The organism is Streptomyces collinus (genome assembly GCF_031348265.1).
Classification (GTDB): Bacteria; Actinomycetota; Actinomycetes; order Streptomycetales; family Streptomycetaceae; genus Streptomyces; species Streptomyces collinus.
This window is the reverse complement of record NZ_CP133771.1, coordinates 1473415-1497045: the sequence shown is the minus strand read 5'-3', so window position 1 is coordinate 1497045 and position 23631 is coordinate 1473415. Positions and strand designations below refer to the sequence as shown.

17 protein-coding genes and 3 pseudogenes are annotated in these 23631 nt (G+C 69.2%); 10 read left to right on the top strand and 10 right to left on the bottom strand.

Features of this window, described 5'->3' with window-relative positions; all coding sequences use genetic code 11:
- Window positions 1–74: 74 nt before the first annotated feature.
- Complete coding sequence (locus RFN52_RS06655; RefSeq protein WP_184843657.1) at window positions 75–1427, bottom strand: aldehyde dehydrogenase family protein; 1353 nt, start codon at window positions 1425–1427, stop codon at window positions 75–77.
- Window positions 1428–1500: 73 nt separating this feature from the next.
- Window positions 1501–3060, bottom strand: coding sequence for an MFS transporter (locus RFN52_RS06650; protein WP_184843654.1), 1560 nt, complete (start codon window positions 3058–3060; stop codon window positions 1501–1503).
- 145 nt (window positions 3061–3205) lie between these two features.
- Between RFN52_RS06650 and RFN52_RS06645 the strand changes: the two genes are divergently transcribed.
- A complete protein-coding gene (locus RFN52_RS06645; protein WP_184843651.1) occupies window positions 3206–3592 on the top strand; it encodes a MarR family winged helix-turn-helix transcriptional regulator in 387 nt (128 codons plus the stop codon).
- A gap of 1116 nt (window positions 3593–4708) precedes the next feature.
- Window positions 4709–5362 (top strand): class I SAM-dependent methyltransferase, encoded by a 654-nt coding sequence (locus RFN52_RS06640; RefSeq protein ID WP_184843647.1) that lies wholly within the window; start codon window positions 4709–4711, stop codon window positions 5360–5362.
- A 287-nt stretch (window positions 5363–5649) separates the two neighbouring features.
- On the opposite strand, the pseudogene RFN52_RS06635 reads toward RFN52_RS06640, so the two are convergent.
- Window positions 5650–6396: pseudogene (locus RFN52_RS06635) on the bottom strand (cobalt-precorrin-6A reductase).
- Between the two features lie 401 nt (window positions 6397–6797).
- Between RFN52_RS06635 and RFN52_RS06630 the strand changes: the two are divergent.
- Window positions 6798–8114 carry an LPXTG cell wall anchor domain-containing protein gene (locus RFN52_RS06630; RefSeq protein ID WP_184843644.1) on the top strand — a complete coding sequence of 439 codons (1317 nt, stop codon included), beginning with the start codon at window positions 6798–6800 and terminating at the stop codon, window positions 8112–8114.
- Between the two features lie 87 nt (window positions 8115–8201).
- On the opposite strand, the gene RFN52_RS06625 is transcribed toward RFN52_RS06630, so the two are convergent.
- The 5 genes from RFN52_RS06625 to RFN52_RS06605 all read right to left on the bottom strand — a co-directional run bounded on the left by RFN52_RS06625 (window position 8202) and on the right by RFN52_RS06605 (window position 12874).
- Window positions 8202–9782 (bottom strand): sigma-70 family RNA polymerase sigma factor, encoded by a 1581-nt coding sequence (locus RFN52_RS06625; RefSeq protein WP_184843641.1) that lies wholly within the window; start codon window positions 9780–9782, stop codon window positions 8202–8204.
- Window positions 9783–10376: 594 nt separating this feature from the next.
- Window positions 10377–11072 (bottom strand): type 1 glutamine amidotransferase domain-containing protein, encoded by a 696-nt coding sequence (locus RFN52_RS06620; protein WP_184843638.1) that lies wholly within the window; start codon window positions 11070–11072, stop codon window positions 10377–10379.
- Between the two features lie 71 nt (window positions 11073–11143).
- Complete coding sequence (locus RFN52_RS06615; RefSeq protein WP_184843635.1) at window positions 11144–11491, bottom strand: type 1 glutamine amidotransferase family protein; 348 nt, start codon at window positions 11489–11491, stop codon at window positions 11144–11146.
- A gap of 185 nt (window positions 11492–11676) precedes the next feature.
- Window positions 11677–12081 (bottom strand): DUF4345 domain-containing protein, encoded by a 405-nt coding sequence (locus RFN52_RS06610; protein WP_184843631.1) that lies wholly within the window; start codon window positions 12079–12081, stop codon window positions 11677–11679.
- Between the two features lie 31 nt (window positions 12082–12112).
- Window positions 12113–12874, bottom strand: a complete 762-nt coding sequence (locus RFN52_RS06605; RefSeq protein ID WP_184843628.1) for an SDR family NAD(P)-dependent oxidoreductase — start codon at window positions 12872–12874, stop codon at window positions 12113–12115.
- Window positions 12875–12994: 120 nt separating this feature from the next.
- Between RFN52_RS06605 and RFN52_RS06600 the strand changes: the two genes are divergently transcribed.
- The 3 genes and pseudogenes from RFN52_RS06600 to RFN52_RS06590 all read left to right on the top strand — a co-directional run bounded on the left by RFN52_RS06600 (window position 12995) and on the right by RFN52_RS06590 (window position 16266).
- Entirely contained in the window at window positions 12995–13603 is a 609-nt protein-coding gene (locus RFN52_RS06600) for a TetR/AcrR family transcriptional regulator (RefSeq protein WP_311240908.1), read from the top strand.
- Window positions 13604–14696: 1093 nt separating this feature from the next.
- A pseudogene (locus RFN52_RS06595) lies at window positions 14697–14843 on the top strand (carbohydrate ABC transporter substrate-binding protein); the annotation flags it as partial.
- A 232-nt stretch (window positions 14844–15075) separates the two neighbouring features.
- Window positions 15076–16266, top strand: coding sequence for a ricin-type beta-trefoil lectin domain protein (locus RFN52_RS06590; protein ID WP_311240907.1), 1191 nt, complete (start codon window positions 15076–15078; stop codon window positions 16264–16266).
- A 141-nt stretch (window positions 16267–16407) separates the two neighbouring features.
- Here RFN52_RS06590 and RFN52_RS06585 read toward each other — a convergent pair whose 3' ends face one another.
- On the bottom strand, window positions 16408–17931 hold the full coding sequence (locus tag RFN52_RS06585; protein WP_184843619.1) for a long-chain-fatty-acid--CoA ligase: 1524 nt from the start codon (window positions 17929–17931) through the stop codon (window positions 16408–16410).
- A 164-nt stretch (window positions 17932–18095) separates the two neighbouring features.
- Here RFN52_RS06585 and RFN52_RS06580 point away from each other — a divergent pair, with 164 nt between their 5' ends.
- From RFN52_RS06580 to RFN52_RS06570, 3 genes and pseudogenes are all read left to right on the top strand, one after another.
- Window positions 18096–19265 carry a PucR family transcriptional regulator gene (locus tag RFN52_RS06580; protein ID WP_184853813.1) on the top strand — a complete coding sequence of 390 codons (1170 nt, stop codon included), beginning with the start codon at window positions 18096–18098 and terminating at the stop codon, window positions 19263–19265.
- A 69-nt stretch (window positions 19266–19334) separates the two neighbouring features.
- Window positions 19335–19667, top strand: a complete 333-nt coding sequence (locus RFN52_RS06575) for a glyoxalase superfamily protein (protein ID WP_184843616.1) — start codon at window positions 19335–19337, stop codon at window positions 19665–19667.
- Window positions 19668–19703: 36 nt separating this feature from the next.
- A pseudogene (locus tag RFN52_RS06570) lies at window positions 19704–20333 on the top strand (helix-turn-helix domain-containing protein); the annotation flags it as partial.
- A 254-nt stretch (window positions 20334–20587) separates the two neighbouring features.
- Here RFN52_RS06570 and RFN52_RS06565 read toward each other — a convergent pair.
- Window positions 20588–22726 carry an MMPL family transporter gene (locus RFN52_RS06565; protein WP_184843613.1) on the bottom strand — a complete coding sequence of 713 codons (2139 nt, stop codon included), beginning with the start codon at window positions 22724–22726 and terminating at the stop codon, window positions 20588–20590.
- A 164-nt stretch (window positions 22727–22890) separates the two neighbouring features.
- Between RFN52_RS06565 and rpe the strand changes: the two genes are divergently transcribed.
- On the top strand, window positions 22891–23577 hold the full coding sequence (gene rpe / locus RFN52_RS06560) for a ribulose-phosphate 3-epimerase (RefSeq protein ID WP_184561535.1): 687 nt from the start codon (window positions 22891–22893) through the stop codon (window positions 23575–23577).
- Window positions 23578–23631: the final 54 nt, after the last annotated feature.

Sequence of the window (23631 nt, the reverse complement as noted above, 5' to 3'; positions counted from 1 at the left end):
TCCTTGCTCTTGTGTTCGAGGTCGTCGGCCACGTGGGCGGTGTGCTGCATGGGGGTGCCTTCTTCCGGGAGGGTTCAGCTCAGCGGGACGTCGAGGACGGCCTTGCGGTGGCTGAAGGTCTCGATGGAGTAGCGGCCGTGGTAGTTGCCCATGCCGCTTTGGCCGACGCCGCCGAAGGGGAGGGTCGGAACGGCGAGGTGGTGCATCGGCAGGCCGAAGTTGAGGCCGCCCGAGGAGGTCTCGGCGGCGAGGCGGCGCTTGGTGGTGTTGTCCTCGGTGAAGGCGTAGAGGGCGAGCGGCTTGTCGCGCTCGTTGATGAACGTGATCGCCTCGTCCAGGTCCGCCACGGTCAGGATCGGCAGGATGGGGCCGAAGATCTCCTCCTGCATCACGGGCTCGTCGGGTCGGACCTCGGCCAGCACGGTCGGGGCGATGTACGTGTCCGCGCGGTCGGTCTGCCCGCCGGTGACCGTACGGCCGGAGTCCAGCAATGCGGACAGCCGGTCGAAGTGCCGCTCGTTGATGATCCGTCCGTAGGCGTCGGACGTCTGCGGGTCCTCACCGAACTGCCCCTTGAGCGCGACGACCAGGGCAGCCTCCAGTTCGGTCGCGGTGTCCGGGTCGGTCAGGACGTAGTCGGGGGCGACGCAGGTCTGTCCGGCGTTGGCGAACTTCGTCTGCGCCAGGCGCTGCGCGACCGTGGCGATGTCGGCGTCCCGGTCCACGAACACCGGTGACTTGCCGCCGAGTTCGAGGACGACGGGGGTGAGGTTCTTCGCGGCGGCGGTCATCACGATGCGGCCGACCGTGCCGTTGCCGGTGTAGAAGATGTGGTCGAAGTGCTGCTCCAGCAGCACGGTGGTCTCCGGTGCGCCGCCCTCGACGACCGCCGTCGCGTCGGTGTCGAGATACGCGGGCAGCAACTCGGCCAGCAGTGCCGAGGTGTGGGCGGCGTAGTCGGCGGGCTTGATGACGACCGCGTTGCCGGCGGCGAGCGCGCCCGCGACGGGCACGAGCAGCAGATTGACCGGGTAGTTCCACGCCGAGATGACCAGGGCGACGCCCAGGGGGTCGAAGACCGTGCGGGCGGTGCTGCCGGGGACTCCGGGCACCGTCACGGTGGCGGGCTGCGGGGCGGTCCACTCCTCCAGGTGCTCCAGGTAGTCGTCGATCTCGACGATCGTGGTGTTGATCTCCATGGCGTCGGCTTCGGCGCGGTTCTTGCGCAGGTCGGCGTAGAGGGCGTCGGCTATCGCCGCGCGGTTGTCGGTGAGCAGGTCGCGCAGGCGGGTCAGCTGCTGCCGGCGCCAGGCCAGCGGCTTGGTGCGGCCGGTACGGAAGGTGGCGCGCAGCCGGTTCACCAGCGCGGTGGCTTCGGTGGAGGTGAAGGTGTCGTCAAGGGTGAAGGCTGCCTTGGTGTCAGTCACAGTCGTGTCCTGTTCGGTTCGGAGGGAGTCGGCATCCCGAGGAAGGAAAATCGCGGCCGTGCAGGTAGTGCGGTCAGACCGTGGCGGCCGTGCGTGCGGTCGCGGGTTCGCCGTCGCCCGACGGTGCGGGCGTGGCTTCGCCGTCGCCCGACGGGGACGTGCGACGGATCGCCAGGCCGACCATGGCCACGCCGATGACCAGCAGGAACGCCATGCCGGCGAGGGCGAAGCTGAGGGTGTACTGGCTCTCGGCGGGCAGCGCGGGGACCCCGGCGGGCAGGTTGGCGAGCGTGTTGGAGGCGAGCAGCGAGGTGATGACCGCGCTGCCGATCGCACTGCCGGCGGAGCGGGAGATGGAGTTGATGCCGTTGGCGATGCCGGTCTGGTGGTGCGGGACGCCGGCCACGATCAGGGCGGGCATCGCGGCGTAGCCGAAGCTGATGGCGACGCCGACGACCATGCCGGCCAGGATCACCGACGCGGTGGTGTCGTGGGCGAGGGTCAGCCAGGCGAAACCGATGACACCGAAGGCGGCCCCGACGGCGAGTGTGAGACGCGCGCCGATGCGGCGGACCAGCACGCCTCCGAACTGGGCGGCCACGAGCGAGACGAGGGCGGAGGGCAGCAGGTAGAGGACGCTGGCGCGCAGGACGGAGGCGCCGAAGCCGTAACCGGCGATCTCAGAGGGTGTCTGGACGAGGTAGGAGACGCCGATGAACTGCGCAAACATGGCGAATCCGACGAGCAGTCCGGCGACGTTGGTGAACAGCACCGGTCGGTGGACGAACATCTTCATGTCGACCAAGGGGTCGCGGACCCTGCGTTCGACGAAGACCCAGAGGGCCGTCGTGACGACGGCACCGGCGAACAGGGCGAGCGTGCGAGGTGAGGTCCAGCCCCAGGTGTGACCCTGCGAGATGGGCAGCAGGAACAGCACGAGCAGCAGGGCGAGACCGGCGGCACCCAGCCAGTCGGTGCGCCCGCCCGCCCGGGTGCGGGGCGCGGGGACGGCGACCGCAACCGCGATCAGGGCGGCGGTGGCGAGTGCGGCGGCCAGCCAGAAGACCAGGTGATAGTCGGGGTTGGCACCCTGGCTCAGGAGTCCGGCGCTCACCAGGGCGAGGCCGCTGCCGAACCCGAGCGTGCCGCTGACCAGGGCCATGGCGCCGGGCAGCCGCGCGGGTGCGACCTCTTGGCGCAGCACGGACAGCGCGAGCGGGAAGATCGCGGTTGCGGCGCCCTGCATCACGCGGGCCACGATGAGCCACAGCATCGAACTCGTGGTCGCGGCGAGCACGGATCCGGCGACCATCACCACCAGTACGCCCAGCAGGGTCGGCTTCGTGCCGTGCTGGTCGCCGAGGCGGCCCAGCAGCGGCGTGAACACTGCGGCCGACAGCAGCGTGGCGGTGGTGACCCAACTGACCTGGGCCGTGGTGGCGCCGAGGTCGTTCTGGATGATGCCGAGGATCGGGATGACCAAGGTCTGCATCATCGACACGACCATGGCGGCGAGGCCCAGCACCAGGACGAGGCTGAGGCTGCCGGTGCGGCGCTCCGGCGCGGTGGCAAGGGAGGACTTCACGGTCTTCTTTCCGGTGGAAGGTTGCGGTTGCCCGAAGGGCGAGAGCATCTATGGTCGAGGAGCCAAACCATTGAGGTACTCGATGCTTGAGGACATCAAACAATATGACGCCGGTAGATGTCAAAGGTTGAGGTGCTCAAGCTTTTGGCGGTACCCTCGACGCATGCCACCCACCCCGTCCAAGGCGCAGCTCATGGAGCTGCTCGCCCATTCGGTCAGTACGCACTACGCCGATTTCACGACCGCCGCCGCCGACACGGGCCTTACGTCCAGCCAGGCAAAGACCCTCACGGTGCTGCGCCGCGCGCCCGCCTCGATGCGCTCGCTCGCGCACACCCTCGCCTGTGACGCATCGAACATGACCGGGATCATCGACCGACTCGAAAAACGCGATCTGGTCCGCCGCGAGGTCAGCGCCACCGACCGCCGCGTGAAGAACGTTGCCCTCACCGAGGCGGGCCAGAAGCTGATCGACACGATCCGCGAGCGGATGGAACAGACGCAGACCGGCCTGGACCAACTGTCCGACGAGGAGCGCGCCGAACTCTTCCGCCTTCTGACGGTCGTCTTCCCGCACTGATGTGCGCCGGTGTCGTCCTGTCGGGCAATCGAGCGGTGGCTGACGGCTCGACCGTGGCCCAAGAACCCCACTCGTCCGGCAGGCTGCGGCCCAGCCTCTCGGTGTGGACCCTCGCGCAACTCGCCGACCGGACGAAGTTCCCTGACTGGCAAGGTCCGGGCTGGGCCGGCTTCGGCAGAGTGCAGTCGTACAGCAGGTCCGCCCAGGGCTCGCCCGCCTCGTGGAAGCCGTCCTTGAGCGCGACCAACTCCTTGGTGCCGTCCGTGCGTACGCCGACAAAGACGACCCGCGCACGCGCAGTCGACCTCTGCGAGGTCACGGTCAAGAAGGCGGCGCGGTCGGCGTGTCACTGCTGGTCAGATGGGTGACTGTGGCCGGATGCGGCCCGGCTGAACCGCCAAGGAACCGCTCCGGCGCGGGTGCAAAGTGTGCGGCATCAAGGGCCTTCTCTGTCCGTGGTGGATGAGCGAGGGGCCCCTCAATCGAGTCGACGAGTGGCGCGAGGACCCCGTGGGAGCTATTGTCGGCGAGGTAGAACGACCGGTCTTTCTGTGAGGTGGCCCCTCGGGGCCGTCCGGGCGGGTCCGCCATCAGCTGGAGGACTCCCTCGGGCCCCGGTGCACGTCGAACAGGGATGACAAGTTCCATGAAACCAATCCGCTCCAGGGCCGAGGTGGCCTCCGCCGGTGAGCCTCTTGTCGCTGAAGCGGGTGCGGATCCCTCCGATGGGAGCCATCAGGCCGCGCACCGCCTGGAAAGCGTCTGGGCACTCGGCGGCCGCGTACATGAACGGCGATGCGCGAAAGCCGCGCTCGCGCGCGTGCCCGGGGATCGTCTCGAAGATCAGCTCGATCGCCTCCGTGGGCGGGTGCCCGGCGGTCAGCTGTTTGGCCACCTCCCAGTAGCGCGTGTCCCTGGTCAGCACACCGGCCACGGCCAGGTCGTCCGAGAAGGCGAAGTGCCGTAGAAGGTGCCGCGTCCTCCACGGCCGACGTCGCCCTCCCGGTCCTTCCGCCCTCAATAGAACCGGCCGCTGCGCCACCGACGGGACCCACAGCACATGGCCCGTTCACACCGACACGATCGACCCACGCACTCCCCGACAAGGGCACCGACATGACCACCAGCACCACGCACCACGCAGCCTGGCACTGCCCACTCTGCAGGCGGCCCTTGCCGGAGCCGAACGACTACACCCTGTTCCTGCGGCAGTGGGTGCGCGCACCGGCCCGTATGGGGGCAATCGCCCCCAGCTCGCGGCACTTGGCCGAGGCGGTCTGCGCGCCGGTGCCCGAACGCGGCGAGCCGGTCGTGGTGGAACTGGGTGCCGGCACCGGACCGTTCACCGCCGAGATCCAGCGCCGGCTGGGCGGCCGCGGCCGCCACCTGGCCGTCGAGATCGATCCACTCCTCGCCCAGCGCCTGCGTCACCGCCACCCGGGAGCGGAGGTGATCCAGCGCGACGCCGTGCACCTGCGCCACCTGCTGGATGAGCGCGGCATCGAGAAGGCCGACGTGGTGGTCAGCGGCCTGCCCTGGGCCCTCTTTCCCTCCGCCACCCAACACCAGCTCATGGACGCGACAGCCGCAGTGCTTGCCCCGGCGGGTGCCTTCACCGCGTTCACCTACCTCCACGCCGTTCCCCTCACCCCCGCCCGTCGATTCCGCGAACTGATGGCCAACCGCTTCGAGGAAGTCGTCCCGAGCCGCACCATATGGCGCAACACACCCCCGGCCTTCGTCCTCCACGCCCGCAGACCCCGCCCATGACCCATCCTTCCGTCGTGGTCGGCACCCCCGCGGACCACTTTCGCGGTGCTCGCACGTGAGGGCCTGGCCGCTGCCGAGGCGGCCGGGGCCGGGCCGGGCTGCTGGTCGCCGTGGTCGGCGACCCCGGAATCCCGGTCACGGAGTTGACGCACGACGTCGGCGTACTGCCGCCGACCAACTTGCCCGCCGGCGTCCTCCGGAGCGGTGCCCGACCCGGCGTGGTCGGGCCGCCTACCCGATGCCGTTCCAGGAGCAGTTGACGTCGGTCCGCCTGAAATCCATGTGCCTCACGGCAGGTTGAGGCCGAGCCGGGCGAGGACGCCCGCCACGTCGGGCACCGGTGCCAGGCCGTCCGGCAGGGGCGGCCGTCGTACCACCACGACGGGCAGCGCGAGTTCGCGTGCGGCCATGAGCTTGGCCGCGGTCGCCTCTGCCCCGCTGTCCTTTGTCACCAGTACGTCGACACAGTGCTCGCGCGGCAGCGCGGACTCGTCGGCCACGGTGAACGGGCCTCGCGCCGGCAGCACTCCGGTGTGCGGGGGCATCGGCTGCTCGAACAACTCCACGGACCGAACGACGAAGTGACGGTCTCTCAGATGGGCGAAGGCGGCCGGGCTCGTCCGGCCCGTGGTCAGGAACACCCGGCTGCCGCACCGCGGCAGCAGGTCCGCCGCCGCGTGCAGGGAGTCGACCAGGTGCCAGCGGTCCCCGAGGCCTGGCAGCCAGCCCGGGCGGCGCAGCACCACCGCCGGACCCCGGTGGCCGCCGGGGCCCGCGCCGCGTTGACGGTGATCGTCTCGGCGAACGGGTGCGTGGCGTCGACCAGGGCGTCCACGTGCTGCTCACGCAGCCATCGGGCCAGCCCCTCGGCCGCGCCGAAGCCCCCGACGCGTACGTCCCCGGCAAGTGCCCCGGGCCGCGCCACACGCCCCGTGAGAGGCGTGGTGACCTGGACACCGGGGCGCGCCGCGAGCGCGGCGGCCCGGTTCGCGCGCCTCGGCGGTGCCGCCGAGGCTCAGGCCATGGGGGGGCATAGTGACGAGCGTACGAGATCCCGGACGGCTGACCGCACGCCGGGGTAGACAGGACAGCACGTGAGGTAGCGCTCCTCCCGGCACAGCCGCGAGAGCAGCAGCCGGCGAAATCCGGGAGTGCAACGACAGGGCGAACCACCGGTGGGCCTTGCGGCAGGGTCCACCGGAAGAGCCCTGGCCCGGGATCGAGCGATCCGGGGCCAGACCCATGGAAGTTCCGCTACTCGCACCCCCGTATAACGAGTGGATAACGCGCCAGGACGGTGGAAGGCGGCTGCGCTCCTCAACGGGTGACAGATCCTTTGGGGCGCTCGTGCGATGAGCGTCGCTCGGGAGCCCCGTGCAAGTTCGGAGTTCGCTCGCACCTCGCGAGCCGCTCAACCACCGGAAGGACCCCTCCCATGCGTGTGCCTCGCGGCGCCCTGCTCATGTCCGCCGCCTGCACGTCCGTCGCACTGGCTGCGACGGCACCGTCCACCGCCGCTGCCGCGGACGGCCCCGCCCCGCGGCGGATCCAGATTGCGCTGATCAACTTCAGCGACAGCTCCTTCGCTGACCCCGCGAAGGCCAGGAGCAACGCGCAGAACAGCTACTTCGGCAAGACCCGGTCCCTGAACTCGTACTACAACGAGGTGACCCGGCAAGCCACCACGTTCAAGCCGGCCGCGGGGGGTGAGGGCGGAGTGATCGGCCCGATCAATCTCGACCTGTCGGCCGCCGGCTGTGACAAGGACTCGATCTATGGGATGACGAAGAAGGCGCTGGAGGAACAGGGCTTGACGTGGGTGGACGACTTTGATCACCTGTCGCTGGTCTTCCCCGGCGAGAAGGCGGGCTGTGGCTGGGGGGGACTCGGCTCTCTGAGCGGCGGCGTGAGCTGGCTTCCGAGCGGCGACGGCACAGTCGACCAGACGGTGATATCCCACGAGTTCGGCCACAACCTCGGCTACGGCCACCAGATGCGGATCCGCTGCGAGGATTCGGACCTGGCGAGCTGCCGGGACACGGAGGACAACAGCTTCAAGACCCCCATGGGGGGAGGCGGCGTGGGCGTGGGCCTGACCGCGCCCGAGCTGATTCACTCAAAGTTCCTGTCGGACAGGGAAGCCGTGAAGGTCACCAAGTCCAGTACGTACAAGATGCGTTCTTTGCACGGGCCGGGTGACGGCGTGCGCGCGCTGATCGTTCCGGCCGGGCAGGACAGCCTGATCGTGGAGGTGCGCGGCGGGGCCGCCGGCAAGCTCGACGATCGCCTCGCGGGCGTGCACGCCTACCGCGTGAAGAACGGCGACTTCGGCAGGGACGCCGACCTGATCGACACCACGCCTGGCGACGATGACACTCTCAAGGCCGGCACGGTCTTCACCGACAAGGCGCACAAGGTGGAGATCAAGGTGGAGCAGTCCGGTGACGGTGCGGCGACGGTGGCAGTCAGCCTCAATGGCGTGCCGAGCCCCGCGAAGACCGATGGCGAGTCCGGCAACGGCGCGGCACCGCAGACCGGCAGCAGTAAGCCGGTCGCTTCCCCGAGCGAGGACGGTGCGGAAGGCAGGGACGGTGCCGGCGGCCAGAATGGCGCCAATCTCGCCGAGACCGGCGCCGACACCACCAACTACCTGCCCATGGCGGCGGGCGCCGCCGCGCTGTTCGCGGTCGGCGGTGCGTTCCTGCTCAAGTCCCGCCGCAAGCGGGCGGCCATGGCCCGCCACGCACGCTGACTCCGGCTTCCTGAACCGGTTCTGGGCACCTCTCGCGGGAGGGAGGTGCCCAGAAACCTCGGACGTCCCCACGAGGAGTGGCCCTCGTCAGCCGCTGAAGACGTCTCCTGTGTAACGGAACCGGAGGGAGTCGGTGTCGTAGTAGTTCGCCGTCGTGCCGATGGCAGGCGAGTGAGGCCCGTCGGCCTTGTTCCACTCATCGATGCCCAGGAAGTACGTGGTGTTCCCCTTCTGAGCGAAGTTGACCGTGCCGGAAGCCTGGAAGAAGTAGGTCCACCGGGCCGTGACCGCGGTGGAGTCGCAGGCGCGCTCCTGGCGGACCGGGGCGCCGTCCGTCGACGTGCCGCTGTGGGTAAGACACATGCCGGTCGCGTAGTTCCGGATACGGGCCTCCTGCGCGGCACGGTCGACGAGCAGCTCCCACTGCTGCGTACGGCTGCCGTCGCACTCGGCTTCGTACGGCTCGGCGCCCTCTGTCGTGGAAATGTCCATGCAGCGGCCGGTGGACACGATCGGCAGCTGGGCGCGGTCGTCGGCGGCCGGCTGCCAAGCGGGAGGAGTCGACTTCTTGGAGGCGCGTGCGGACGGTGTACGGGCGGGGGGCTTCGGGTCGTGCCGTTCGCTCCGGGTGGGGGCGGGGGACGAGGGGAGCGAGGGTCGCGTGGCCGCCAGGGTGGGCCGCGGCGACGGTGGGTCGTTGCCGTCGGGCAGGGCCGCGTAGCCGCCGATCGATACGGCGAGGAGGGCGGCGCCGACGCCGGCGACCTTGACGGTCGTGCCGGCCCCTGTGGTGGCCGTGGTCGTCCCGGCCGCGGACCCCGTGCCGGGGGAGCCGGCGACCGCGGCCGCTCCCACGGCCTTCGTGCCGTATGAGGCACCCACCCACAGCAGAACACCCGCCGGGAGTACGGCCTTGAGCGAGTTGTTCAGCTCCCACAGCTGGTGGTTCGCACGGCGACACCGGCGGCATCCCGAGAGATGGTGCTGGAGACCTGAGTGCGCGCCGTGTCGCCCGCCGCGGCGGACCGACGCGGCCAACAGGCCCGTGAAGTGCCGGCAGTCGTCGGACATCGTCGGTTCCGCCGCGTACTCGGTCAGGTACGCCTGACGCAGCCCCTCACGCGCCCGGGCGGTGAGGGACGCGACGCCGCTCGGACTGATGCCGAGCAGTGGCGCGATCCGCTTCGCTGGTTCTTCTTCCACAGCCGAGTGCCACAGCGCGGTCTGCCAGCGCTCGGGAAGACTGCGGAACGCGCGCTGCACCAGACCGGCGTCCTCCCGCAGCAACGCCTGTTCCTCACCGCTCGGCGCTTCGGAGAGCCAGGTCTCGAAGTCGGGGGACAGCTCGATCCGGTCGGCGGTGGCGGCCCACGACGCGGCCGTGCGGCGGACCGTGGTCAGCAGGTACGGCCGCCAGGCCCCCTCGGGACCGGCACCTTGGCGCACGGCGCGCAGCGCGCGGGCGAACGCCTCCGAGGCCAGGTCTTCCGCCGTGTGCCTGTCTCGTGTGCAGGTGCGGGCATAGGCGGTGACCGAACTGCGGTGCCGCCGGTAGAGCTCGTCAAGCGCGGCGTCGGCGGCGTCCGGGGGGCCGTTGCGTATGAAGGCGGTCAGGTGGGCGTCGCTGGCGGCTGCCGGAGCGGCGGCTACGGAGGTGCGGTCGCGCATGATGATCATCCTGAGGGGCGGTAGACAGGAAGGCTTGTCGAAGGCGACGAGCGGTCAGCGGGCACGCCGTCCCGGGGTGTTATGAAGCCGTGATCTGGCGGGTTCAACGGGCTGGTGCGGACGAGTGAGAGGTATCGCTGACCGGCATGTCGGTCGATCAGCTACACCACCAAGGGGCATGACCGCCGGCCGTGACTTGCAGCAGGCCGCACGGCATCGTGCCGTTCCTTGAGCCGAGCACATGCACGGAGAGTCGGACGCGCGGCATCGTCGGCATGCCTGTTCGCATCCGGTGCGGTTTTCCTCACTGGGCCGTTCAGTCGGATGTCCTCCGACGGCGCCGTATCGGATCGAGCCCACAAGGCCGCAGTACATGCTGGGAATTACGCGGCGAAGGCATTGGACACCTTCCGGGAGCACGGGTGGGGCGTGATCACCGTCTGGATGTGCGCTGGTCCATTCACAAGGCACGTCCAGGGCACGTAAGCCTGGGAAGCGCGGGACCGGAACTTCAGCCATGGGCTGCATGAGGCGGGGAATCAGCGGCCTGCGTACGGAGGCGGGTACGGGAGCAGGTGCGGGTGCTCTGCTACGTCATGTCAGCTGCTTGAGCATCTCGGCTGCTGCCGGTCCGGCGGAGGCGGGGTTCTGGCCGGTGACCAGGTTGCGGTCGACTACCACGTTCGGGGCCCACGGTTCGCCCTCCTGGTAGTCGGCGCCGATCTCGACCAGGCGGTCCTGGAGCAGCCACTTGGCGCCGGCCGCAAGGCCGCCCTGGATCTCCTCGGCGTTACTGAAACCGGTGAGCCGGTAGCCGGCGAAGGCGTTGTTGCCGTCGGCCTTGGTGGCGGCCAGCAGCGCGGCCGGGGCGTGGCAGACCACGCCGAGCGGTCTGCCCGAGGCGAGGACGTCGATGAGTAGCTTGCCGGAGACTGCGTCGACGGCCAGGTCCTCCATCGGGCCGTGGCCACCGGGGTAGAAAACGGCGGCGTAGTCGTCGAGGTCGACGTCCTCCAGCTTGACGGGGTGCTGGATCTCGCTGATCGAGGCGAGGGCGTCCGCCACCTTCCTCGCGCCCTCCTTGCCGCCGTTGAACTGCGGCGCCAGGCTTCCTTGGTCCAAGGGCGGCACGACACCGCCGGGCGTGGCGGCGACGATCTCGTGGCCGACGGCTGTGAAGGCCTGGTACGGGGTCACGGCCTCCTCAGCCCAGAAGCCGGTCGGGTGCTTGCTGCCGTCCGCCAGTGTCCAGTGGTCGGCGCCGGTCATCACGAAAAGGATCTTCGACATAGTGCGGTCTCCTGGAGAGGTTTGATCGGGAGGCGCCCCGCGGATGCCGGCGCCCCAAGTCTCTTTGCTTGTTACTCGGTCTCGGCCAAGGCGCCGAGAATCCGGTCGCTGACGGCCTTGGTGGAGACCGGGTTCTGGCCTGTGATCAGGCGGCCGTCCCGCACGGCGTGCGGTGTCATCGGGATGGTGGAGCGCACGTACTTGGCCCCCTTGGAGCGCAGTTCGTCCTCCAGCAGGAACGGCACCCTCCCCTTCACCCCGGCCAGCCTTTCCTCGACGGTCGCGAAGCCGGTGACTGTGCGGTTCCGTACGAGCGGGTTCCCGTCGGCGTCCTGGAGGTTGATGAGGGCGCCGGCGCCATGGCAAACCGAGGAGACGATGCCACCACCGGCGCAGACGGCCTGGGCTGTTCGCTGCATGTGGTCAGCCCGGCGTGAGTTCACCCAGCCAGAGGCCGGTCCGGTGTTTGCTCGCCCCGTAGGAGGCCTGATTGGTTACTACTGCCAGGATCTTTTTCTGTCTTACTTCTTCCACGTCTCCATTGGCCAACGACACATTCGGGGCCGGGTGTGGCAGAGCCGCCAACCCGCACATGACCGGTGCCTCAGGAAGTGGCCAGCGCTCGTCTGGATCTGAGTGCGGTGGAATGCGCCCAGACGATGACGATCGAGAGGATGAATTCCAGGAGGGCGGAGGCGAGGAAGACTCCCTCCGGGCTGGGTATGCCGTACTGGCCGAAGGAGACCAGCCGACCGACGCCCCCGAGGAAGATCGGGACGGCCAGGAAGTAGACGAGTACTCCCTGCCGGCGGATCGTTGCCGCCGCCCAGGCGAACAGGGGAGCCCAGCCGATGTAGACGCCGGCCAGGAAGCGGTGCGCGTTGTCCGCGTCCGCTGGGCCTCCCTGCGCCAGTTGCTGCAGGCCGTCTCCGAGCGCGATGGCAGTGGCCAGCAGCAGGCAGACACAGACGATGGTGTTGGCTGCTGCGACAGGATTGCGGGCCGCCATCACGACTCCTTGTGGTTCTCGGGATTGGTGGTCAGGCCTGCTCGGTGGGGCGTACGAGCAGTTCGGCGACAGCCACGTGCCGGGGGCGGGTGACGATGTAGCCGACGGTGTCGGCGATGTCCTGGCTCTGCAGCCGGTCGATGTCGCCGAGTCCGGCGTTGAGGAGCTGCTGGACGGCGTCTGAGTTATGGGTGCGCAGTTCGGTGTCGACGCTGCCCGGCTCGACGACGGACACACGGACATGCTGCTTTGCCAGTTCCTGGCGCAGTGCCTCGCTGAAGCCGGTGACGCCGAACTTGGTGGCGGTGTACACGGCCATCATGGCGTAGGCGTTGCGGCCGTTCAGCGAGCTGATGTTGACGATGTCGGCGACCCGGCGCGGCCCGTCGGCGGCGGCCTTGACCAGGTGCGGCATGGCCGCGTGGCTGGTGTACATCAGACCCATCAGGTTGATGTCGACCATGCGCTGCCATTCGTTCAGGTCCGCGCCGGGGGCGGGGCCGAGCAGCATGAGGCCGGCGTTGTTGACCAGCGTGTCCAGGCGGCCCAGGCCCTCGACGGTCCGCTCAACCGCCTCCGCGGCGGCCTCGGCGGTGGTGATGTCGGCGGGTACGACCAGGGCCTTGCCGCCGGTGCTTGAGATCTCCGAGGCGAGGTCGGTGAGCCGGTCCTCACGCCGGCCGACCACGGCCACGGACGCGCCCTTGCGAGCAAGCTCCAAGGCGGTGGCGTGGCCGATGCCGCTGGATGCTCCGGTGACCAGGGCGACGGTTCCTTCGAGACGACGAGTCATGATTCAAGCCTTTCAATGAACGGCCACGTTGCTCGGGCCGTACGGGATAGGGGTGACGGCCCTGGCAGGCCGTATGGGGGTGGGGACCACTCAGGGCCGGGCTGCGGGCAGAATGGGGAAGTGAGTACTACTGGGCAGAAGACAACCCACCCCAAGCGTCAGGAGAGCACGATCGAAGGAGACCTGCCTCCTCGCGAACGCCTGGTCAGGGCCGCGTCGCGGTTGTTCTACTACGAGGGTGTACGCGCGATCGGCGTGGAGCGGCTGATCGCCGAGGCCGGGGTGACGAAGGCGACCTTCTACCGGCACTTCGCCTCCAAGGACGACCTGGTCGTGGCCTATCTGCTGACCAAGGACGCCTACTACAAGGAGGTGGCCGAACCGCTGGCCGCCGGGCACCCGCCCGCGGAGGCGATCGACCTGATCTTCGAGGCGATCGCCGAGCACGCCCGCGAGCGCGGCTTTCGCGGATCGCCGTTCCTGAACGCGGCCGCCGAGTACCCGGACGTCGACCACCCGGTCCGTGACCTGGTGACGACCCACCGGAACTGGATCCGCACCCTCTTCCAGGACCTGCTCACCCGGCTCGGCCACGCCGACCCGGAGTCGGCCGCCGGTGCGCTGCTGATGCTGTACGACGGCGCGATGGCCGCCGGCTACCTGGACGACTCCACGGCCGCCTACGAGACCCTGCTGAACGCGGTCCGGCTGATCCGGTCGGGAGGCTGACCCCGTCGGGGTGGCATCAAACAGCGACGACTCTGTGCAGGGCCCAGGCCGGGCCGGGGCGCGGATTGGTTTCACGGAACTCTTGATCTCTCTCGACGTGCACCGGCGACCTACTGGCATGTCTCCGCCTGGGGGCAGCCCGGCCAGGAAGTCCGAGCGACCGCCCCCAGGGGGTAGGAAGACCGGTCGTTCTACTGTCCGACGATAACTCCCTTGACGTCCGTGCGCCACTTATCGGCCCGCTTGCGGCTCCCTCACGAGTCCTTGCCGTCCCGCGGTACCTCCTGCCCCTCTGTGGCCGTCTGGAGCGGCCGAACCTTGCAGGGCGGCGAAACGAAGACCGCGCCGGGCGGTGGCGGAGCCCGGCAGGTTCGGTTTTATGTAGATTTTCTACAGGCATTCTCAGTCGCACGACCAGGCGAGTACGTCATGCGTTCCGAGCCGGTTGAGCCCGTATCGACTTGCGCATTTCTGCAGGCGGAGGGGGATTTCCCGCCGAAGCGGGGGTATGGACGCCGCCCGGATCCGCTCGGAGCGTGCCCATTCACTGCCCGCGTCTTCTTCTGTGGATCGGCGACGTTCCAGCGCGACCGGTGCACGGCATCGAGGTCGGGTGCACGCTGCGGCAGTTGCCCGTGGGCCGGGTTCCCGGTGCTCCAACGGTGCTGTGCCCCGGAAACTCAGGAGTTCCAGAGAGCTTCTGCAAGGGGTTAGAGGAAGCCTCTTCCAAACTCTCGGAGCTGCGTGCGGCCCTGTCGCGCGATGGCCCTGTGACTCCGAGCGCCAGCAGGCGCATTCGCACATGGGAGCGTGCCCATCACTCCCAGCCTGCGGAAATCCATCAACGACCGCCCCGGGGTAAGCGATTTCGCGAGGTCATTGGTTTTCGTAAGGGTCAGAAAAAGTGGCGCACGACTCTTGACGTTCGGTAGGCCGAACGGATCTCATGGGCGCGCCGTTTGGTCTCGTTTGCTTCTGAGTGAACTTGTGCTCCCGTGGGCTGCACCCCAAGGGCCCGCTGCTCTGTACCCAGGAGTCGTCATGCAACTTTCCTCCTCCAGTCCTTCCTCTCCCGGCCCCGACCGCCGGCGTCCTGCTGCTGAGCGTCTGCGGAGGCAGCGGTACGGCGAGTGACCCGAAGACCGTCACTCTCGGCTCCAAGGCATCCGACGCCGTGCCGAAGAAGGCGTTCGCGGACATCTGCGCGGCCTACAAGACGAAGTCAGGTATCAGCACCGATCCACCCATCCGCGAGTGGTGGACGACTACGCCGAGAGGCAGCGGCGGCGCGCGTGGCGCCGTGCGAACAAGTCCATGAGACGGGCCGCTCGGCAGGCGATGCCGTGCTGGCTGGGCGAAGCCGACTCCAGCGGACTCACCTTGAGCCGACATCTGCCATGGCTCGAACGAAGCCGGCTGTCGTCCTCGGCGCCCGCCCGCGCCACCTCGATCGGCGGCCGGTACAGAGCCGTATGTACAGAGCCGCAAGCACAGAAGGGACACGAGACAGATACGCCGGAGCCATCGATGCCGCGACAGCCAAGGGCTTCAAGGTCATCCTCTCCTACTGGGAAGGGGACGGCGAGGACAGGAACAACGACGGGAAACCGGACGGGCCCGGCTGGAACGGCAAGGTCGTCGATGCGGACGTGTTCAAGTCGATGTGGAACGCCGTGGCGGACAGGTACGCGTCCAACGGGCTGGTCTGCTTCGAGCCGTTCAGCGAGCCCCATGGACACAGTGCCACCGAGTGGGCGGACATCGCCGCCAAGTGGATCGCCGACCACCCGTCGGTCCCCAGGAACCGGATCCTCGTGAGCGGACCCGGCTACAACGACTGCGTCACGAGCGTGTGCGCCGACTCCCGCCTCGACGGGACCTACCTCTCGCTCCACCACTACGCCTTCAGTAAGCCGGCGAGGACCTACCGCGAGTGGGTCACCGACTTCAAGAGCAAGGTCGGCACCTGCGCCAAGCGCACCATCCTGGACGAATTCGGCGCACCGATGGGCGGCGCAGGGGCAGACGCCGGCAAGGACTACAACGACGCCAACAGCACCGACAACTTCGTGGGGTACCTGCGCGCCGACACCGACACCGTCCGCGAACTCGGCATGGGCGCGGTCTACTGGCCGGCCATCGGCGGCAAGTACCAGGAGTACCCCGACCACGACTACTACTCGCTCTTCGACCTTGAGGGCCGCGGTGCCAACCTGACGCTGGGCATCCGCAACATCAGCGGGATCGACGCCGTCAAGCGTGCCTGGGGTGCCGACCCCGGCTCACACACGAGCATCCTGCGCAACGCCGACGGCAACGGCTGCCTCGACGTCCCCTATGTCAGCCACGACAACGTCCAGGTCCAGGTCTACGACCAGTGCTCGGGCGGCGCCAACCAGCAGTGGACCCTGACGCCCTCCGGACAGCTCACCGTCTACGGCGGCACGAAGTGCCTGGACGCCTACCGTGAAGGCACGAGCAACGCCACCGAGGTCGGCACCTACGACTGCAGCGGGCAGAACAACCAGAAGTGGATGTTTTACTCCGACGGCACGATCCGCTCGGTGCAGTCCGGTCTGTGCCTGGACAAGGACCTGGCCACCTCCAAGGTCCAGCTCTGGTCCTGCTGGGGCGGCGACAACCAGAAGTGGAAGACCAGCTAGCGGGAAACCCCACGGGGCGCGCCAGCAGGCCGGTCGCGGACGCCGAGAGCCGCGACCGGCCTCCCGAGGGCGCTCGTGGCGAGGGAGAGTGAGCGAGCCGGCCTACGGCCAGCGCAAGATTGGGCCGACGGCCCCAGAAGATCATCCCACCCGGTCGGTCAACGTGACAGAGCCCTGCGGGTACGTCGGCGCGCTGATCTCCCTTTTGAGGATCTTGCCGCTGGGGCCGGTCGGCAGCGTGTCCACGAGCCACACCTGGCGCGGGTACTTGTACGCCGCCACGCGCTCCTTGACGAACTGCTGGAGCTCGGCGGGCGTGGCCTCGGCCTTCGGGCGCAGCACCACAGCGGCCGCGATCTCCTCGCCCAGATGCGCGTCGGCCACGCCCACCACCGCGGCCAGCGCGACGGCCGGGTGCTCGTGCAGCACCTCCTCGATCTCGCGCGGGTAGACGTTGTAGCCGCCGCGGATGATCATGTCCTTCTTGCGGTCGACGATGTACAGGTAGCCGTCCTCGTCCTGGCGTGCGAGGTCGCCGCTGCGCAGCCATCCGTCCGGGATGGTGGCCGCCGTCTCCTCAGGGCGCTTCCAGTAACCCTTCATCACGTTCGGCCCACGGACGGCCAGTTCGCCGATCTCGCCGGGCGCCACGTCCTGGCCCTTGTCGTCGAGGAGCCGCACCTCCACGTCCTTGATCGGGGTGCCGATGGACCCGGCCTTGCGCGGCCGGTCGGGGTGGTTGAAGGTGACGACCGGACTGGTCTCGGACATGCCGAAGCCCTCCAGCACCATGCACCCGAAGCGCCGCTCGAAGCCGTGAAGGATCTCCACGGGCAGCGAAGCCCCGCCGGAGACGCACATCCGCAGCGTGGACACGTCGGCCTCGGACGGGTGCTGGAGCAGTGCGGCATACATGGTCGGTACGCCCTCGAAGATGGTCGCCCGGTCGCGGGCGATGGCCTCCAGCACGGTCTGCGGGTCGAAGCGGGGGATCAGGGTGAGCGAGGCGCCGGCGCGGACGGTCACGCTCATCGTGCAGATCTGGCCGAAGATGTGGAACAGCGGCAGACAGCCCACGACCACGTCGTCCGCCGTCACCCGCTGCACATGGACGGCGTTGACCTCGGTGTTGTGCCGCAGTCCGGTGTGGGTGAGCGTGGCGCCCTTGGGGCGGCCGGTGGTGCCGGAGGTGTACAGCAGCACGGCCACGTCCTCGCCGTCCGGCTCGCTCACCTCCGGCAGCGGCTCGCGACCGGCCAGCAGCTCCGCGAAGGCGGCGGGCTCGACGGCCATGTGCCGCACTCCGGCGGCGGCCGCGCCCTGCGCGCCCTCGCCCGGCGCCTGGTGCCACTCGAAGAGCATCCCCGCGCCCGAGTCGCGCAGGTGGTACTCGGTCTCCCGGGCCTTCAGCAACGGGTTCATCGGCACGACAACCGCTCCGGCGCGCAGCACGCCGTAGTACAGGACGACGAACTCGGGAACGTTGGGCAGCATCAGAGCGACCCGGTCTCCAGCTCGTACGCCCTCGGCCCGCAGTAGCGCGGCGGCGCGGGCACTGCGCTCGTCGAGCTCCGCGTAGCTGGTGACCTGGCCCCCAAGTCGCAGCGCGGGGCGTTCCGGCTGCCGCCGTGCCGTCTCCACCAGGAACTGAGCCAGATTGGCCATGACCGCCTCCACGAAAGTCGCCGTCGAAATCCGCTGTTCACGTTGACGACATCGTGCAGATGTCCGTGGCGACGGCCTATGTGCGGCATGCCAGCGTCTGCCCTCCCGCATTGTTCCCGAGGACAAAGCAGGGGCGTTACGCTGCGGGTATGAACCTCTCAGGGGTGGTCTCGGCGCTTCAGGCGAGGCTGCCGGAACTGGGCGAGCGGATGGCGCAGCGCATCCGCTCGGACGTCGATGCCTACAAGGACGAGTCGCTGATTCCGTTCGACTCGCTGCGCCGCTCGTGCACCGCCAACGCGGATCTGCTCCTGAACCAGCTCGGCCGCGCGGACGCACAGGACCCGAGCCCGGCGCGGGAGACCGGCCGCGTCCGCGCGGAGCAGGGCGTGCCGCTGGCGGACACCCTGCACGCGTACCGGATCGGCTTCGAGCTCGTGTGGACGGAGATCCTCGCCGAGGCGCGGACCCATCCCGAGGTCGATGACGCCCAACTGGTGTCCCAGTCCGCGGAGATCTGGGCTTTGTTCGGCCGCTACGCGGAGGCCGTGGCGGCGGCCTACCGGGAGACGACCGCCGAGCTGACCTCGCGGCGTCAGGCGCGCCGCTCGGCACTGGTGGAGGCGCTGTTCACCGGTGTCATCGCCGACCGCACGCTGTGGGAGGCCGCCCGCGAGCTGGGCCTGCCGGACCGCGGTCCGTACGTCGTCGCCGCTGCGGCTGCCGACGCTCCCGGCGAGGAGCCGCTGGCCGGGGCGGAAGCGGCACTGCGTCAGGCCCAGGTCCATTTCGCCTGGCGGCTGCTGCCCGACCAGCAGATCGGCCTGGCCGCCGTGCCCACGGCGACCGCGGAGAGCACGTGTCTGCGCATCCTGCGCCGGGCAGGCGCCCGCGTAGGCATCAGCCCGTGCTTCCACTCGCTGCGAGACACCCCTCAGGCTCTGCGCTTCGCCCGTCTGGCTCTGGCCGGCCTCCAGGGCACCGGCCCCGGCGTCGCGCGGTTCGACGACGACCCGCTGGCGATGGTCGTCGCCGCGGCGCCTGCCGAGGCGGCGCACCTGGTGGGGGTGGTCTTCCAGCCCCTGCTCGACCTCCCGGCCGCGGAGCGTGCCCGTCTCCTTCAGACACTGGAGCACTGGTACGCCGCCGCCGGCTCCGCCACAGACGCGGCGCGGAGCCTGTTCGTCCACCCCAACACCGTCCGCTACCGGCTGCGCCGCGTCGAGGAACTCACGGCCCGCTCGCTGTCCGATCCACGGGCGGCGTCGGACATCCGCGTCGCGCTCCTGGCGGTACGCCGGGCGAGCGTGCCCCTCAGTGACGCCAGGTCATGAACATTGCCTGGTGCCAACTAGTGCCGCATCAGGCAACGTTCACCCTGGGCGGTCTGCGACGATGGCGCCATGGACGAGGAAGTCATTCCTATTCTTCGCGTCGAGGACGCTGCGGCGGCTGTCGCGTGGTACGAGCGACTGGGCTTCGCCAAGCAGTGGGAACACCGCTTCGAACCGGGACTTCCCGCGTTCGTCGAGGTCGCCCGGGGCGGGGTGCGGTTGTTCTTGTCGGAGCACACGGGCGACGCCCGCCCCGACACGTTGGTCTACCTCCGCTTCGGTGATGTCGAGGCCCTCGCCTCCGAGTTCGGTGTGCAGGCGAAGGACGCTAAGTGGGCGCGTGAGATTGAGCTGCGCGACCCTGACGGCAATCGGCTTCGGATCGGCACGCCGACGGAATGACACTCGCCGGCGGCGCGCGGCAGGGAAGCTGTGCGGGTGGCTGAGCGAGTACGTGTCCGTGAGATCGAGGACGACGAAGGCAGACGGCTTCTGCGGATCATCCGCAGGGGCACCCGGTCGGTGGTGACCTGGCGGCGGGCTCAGATGGTCCTGCTGTCCGCGCAGGGCATGCCAGTGGCGAAGATCGCCGAGGTCACGTTCGCCAGTGACGACAGGGTTCGCGACGTGATCCACAACTTCAACGCCGACGGCTTCGACTCGCTCTACCCGAAGTGCAAGGGCGGCCGGCCGAAGACGTTCACGCTGCCCGAACGCCGCGAGATCAAGAAGATCGCCAAGTCCAGGCCTGCCGAGCACCACCTGCCGTTCTCGACCTGGAGCCTGGCCAAGCTGGCCGACTTCCTGGTTGCTGAGGGGGTGGTCGACGACATCAGCCACGAGGGCCTGCGCATCCTGCTCCGCGAGGAAGGCGTCTCCTGCCAACGCCTGAAGACCTGGAAGACCTCCCGCGACCCGGAATACGCGGCGAAGAAGGCGCGGGTCGAGCATCTCTACGCGATCGCCGACGGCGAGATCATGCACGAAGAGGGAGAGCCGGAAATCATCTTCTGCGTGGATGAGTTCGGCCCGCTCAACCTGATGCCACACCCTGGCCGACAATGGGCCAGAGCGTGACGCCGTGTTGAACCGGTCCCCCTCGGCCGACCGGAACAGCCGACCAAACTCCTCAACTACCTGGCATCCCCCGACAGCGGTCCCGCCCGGACCGTCCTACCGCCGCAGATCGTGGACAGCATCGAGACGGCGTCCGCGGCCTAACCACTGAAGAAGGTTGCTCAGTGGCCAAGATCGTGAGACGAACTACTCATGGCCACTGCTGAGACGCGACTGATCAGTGCAGGTAGGCGAGGTGCGATTGGTCAGCGGATTCGAGAACCTACACCGGCGCTCTCCCGGGCCGCACCGCCGTCCTCCCGGGCCAGCCGGTGCGGCCACCACACCTTCGGGCCGACGTCCATGAACAGGGACGTCACCAGCACCGAGCGCACGATGAAGGTGTCGATGAGGACGCCGAGGGCGACCGCGAAGCCGATCTCGGCGAAGGCCACCATCGGGAGGGTGCCGAGGGCGGCGAACGTGCCGGCCAGGACCAGGCCCGCCGAGGTGATGACCGCGCCGGTGGCGGCCAGGCCGGTGACCACGCCCGCTCTGGTGCCCTGGCGGGCCGCCTCCTCGCGGATGCGGGTGGTCAGGAAGATGTTGTAGTCGATGCCCAGGGCGACCAGGAACACGAAGACGAACAGCGGGAAGTCGGTCGCCTCGCCCGCGTAGTCGAAGACGTACCGGAACGCGAGCGCGCTGATGCCGAGTGCGGCCGTGAACGACAGGATCACCGTGCCGATCAGCAGCAGCGGGGCGATCAGGGCCCGTAGCAGGACGCAGAGGATCAGCAGGACGACCACCAGCACCAGCGGGATGATCAGCACGTTGTCGTGCGTGGTCGCCTTGTCCATGTCGAGCAGGGCCGCCGTACCGCCGCCCACCTTGGCGTCGGCGTCCGGTACCGCGTGCACGGCGTCCCGCACCCGCTCCACCGTCTGCTTGGCGGCCTCGCTGTCCGCCGGGGCGGTCATGGTGGCCTCGAAGAGGACCTTGCCCTCGAAGGCCGGTTTCGTGCCGGGCGGCAGACCGAGGGACTGGGGGACCACGCCCTGAGTCCCGGCGACCGCGCGGCCCACCTGCACGGCCTGCGCCTGGTTGCTGACGATGACCAGCGGATCACCGCTGCCCGCCGGGAAGTAGCGCGCCGACACCTCCTGGCCGGTGATCGAGTCCGGCTTCCCGGTGAAGGCGTCCGCGTTGCCGATGCCCTCCGCGCGCAGCTGGATCAGGCCGAGGGAGCAGACCGCCAGGGCGAGCGCCGTGACGGCCCAGGTCATGCGCGGGCGGCGGGCGATACGGCGGCCCGTGCGCGCCCAGACGCCGCGCTCGGTCGGTTCGGGGGAACCCAGGTGCGGGATCACCGGCCAGAAGATCCACCGGCCGAAGATCACCAGCAGCGCCGGGAACAGGCTCATCATCGCGAGCAGGGCGACGGCGACACCGATCGCGGCGACCGGGCCCAGGCCGCTGGTCGAGTTCATCTCGGCGGTCAGCAGCACCAGCATGCTCAGGACGACCGTCGCACCCGAGGCGAGCACGGCCGGCCCGGCGCGGTGCAGGGCCAGGGCCATCGCCTCGTGCCGGTCCTCGTGCCGGCGCAACTCCTCCCGGTAGCGGGCGACCAGCAGCAGGGCGTAGTCCGTCCCGGCGCCGAAGACGAGCACCGTGAGGATGCCGGCGCTCTGGCCGTTGACCGTCAGGCCCGCGTGTTCGGCCAGCACGTAGATCAGCGCCTGGGAGGTGAACAGCGCACAGACGACCGCGATCAGGGGGACCAGCAGCAGGGTCAGGCTGCGGTAGGTGATGAGCAGCATGACGATGACGACGGTCATCGCCGCGAACAGCAGCGTCGAGTCGATGCCCTCGAAGGCCTCCGCGAAGTCAGCCGAGGTGCCGCCCGGGCCGGTGATGTGCACGCTCAGCCCGTCCCCGCCGGTACCGACGTCGTCCCGGATGGACTCCACGGCCGGTGAGATCCGCTCCCAGCCCTCCTCGTCCATCATGATCGGCACGAAGACCTGCGCCGCCCGCGGATCGGGCTGCCGGTCGAACACCGGCCCCCGGGTCTGCTCACCGATGATGCCGTGGTCACGCAGCTGCTTGAGCTGCGAGACGTCCTCGGCGATCTCCGCACGGTCCTGCGCCGTCAGGCCGCTGTCCCGCGCGTAGATCACCACCGCCGGGATCTGCTCCGGCCGGAAGTCCTCGGAGATCTCCAGCACCTGCGTGGACTCCGCGGACCCCGGCAGCCAGGACGCGGCGTCGTTGTCCTGGGCATCGGTCAGCTTCATGGCGAACGGCGCGGCGATGAACAGCACGACCACCCAGAAGACCAGCACCAGCCACTTGGCCCGCCGCCCGCAGACGAGATGCGCGACGCCCTGCTGCCCGGTCATGCCAACCCCCTCTGTGGCAGCGCCCCGCCAGGGGCGCTGGGCTGTGACATGTGCGGCTCCGCCGCGTGGGCGCGAGCGACCCGCCACGGCCCGCGGCCGACGTACCACCGTTCCCACCCGGGACCGGTGCCCACAACCCCCGGAGGGCATGGCAGTCTTAGGACATGGCCGCGCAGATCAACCCCAGCATCCTGTCCGCAGACTTCGCCCGCCTCGCGGACGAGGCGAAGGCCGTGGAAGGAGCCGACTGGCTCCACGTCGACGTCATGGACAACCATTTCGTCCCGAACCTCACGCTCGGCGTGCCGGTCGTAGAGTCGCTCGCCCGTGCGACGGACACCCCGCTGGACTGCCACCTGATGATCGAGGCCCCCGATCGCTGGGCGCCCCAGTACGTGGAAGCGGGGGCCGGTTCCGTCACCTTCCACGTCGAGGCCGCCGCTGCTCCCGTCCGGCTCGCCCGTGAGATCCGGGCCAAGGGCGCCCGCGCCTCCATGGCGCTGAAGCCCGCGACCCCCATCGAGCCGTACGAGGACCTGCTCCCCGAGCTCGACATGCTGCTGATCATGACGGTCGAACCGGGCTTCGGGGGACAGGCCTTTCTCGACATCATGCTTCCGAAGATTCGCCGCACCCGCGAGTTGATCAGCAAGCACGGACTGGAGCTCTGGCTCCAGGTCGACGGCGGAGTTTCCGCTTCCACCATCGAGCGGTGCGCGGACGCCGGAGCCGACGTCTTCGTGGCCGGATCGGCGGTCTACGGGGCAAACGACCCGGCAGAAGCGGTACGTGCACTACGCACCCAGGCGGAGGCGACGACGGCGAAGGCCTCCTGGGCCTGCGACCACTGAGCCACAGCAAAGTGAACGGCTCTCATCAGGGCTGATCAACCGCGCCGGATCTGC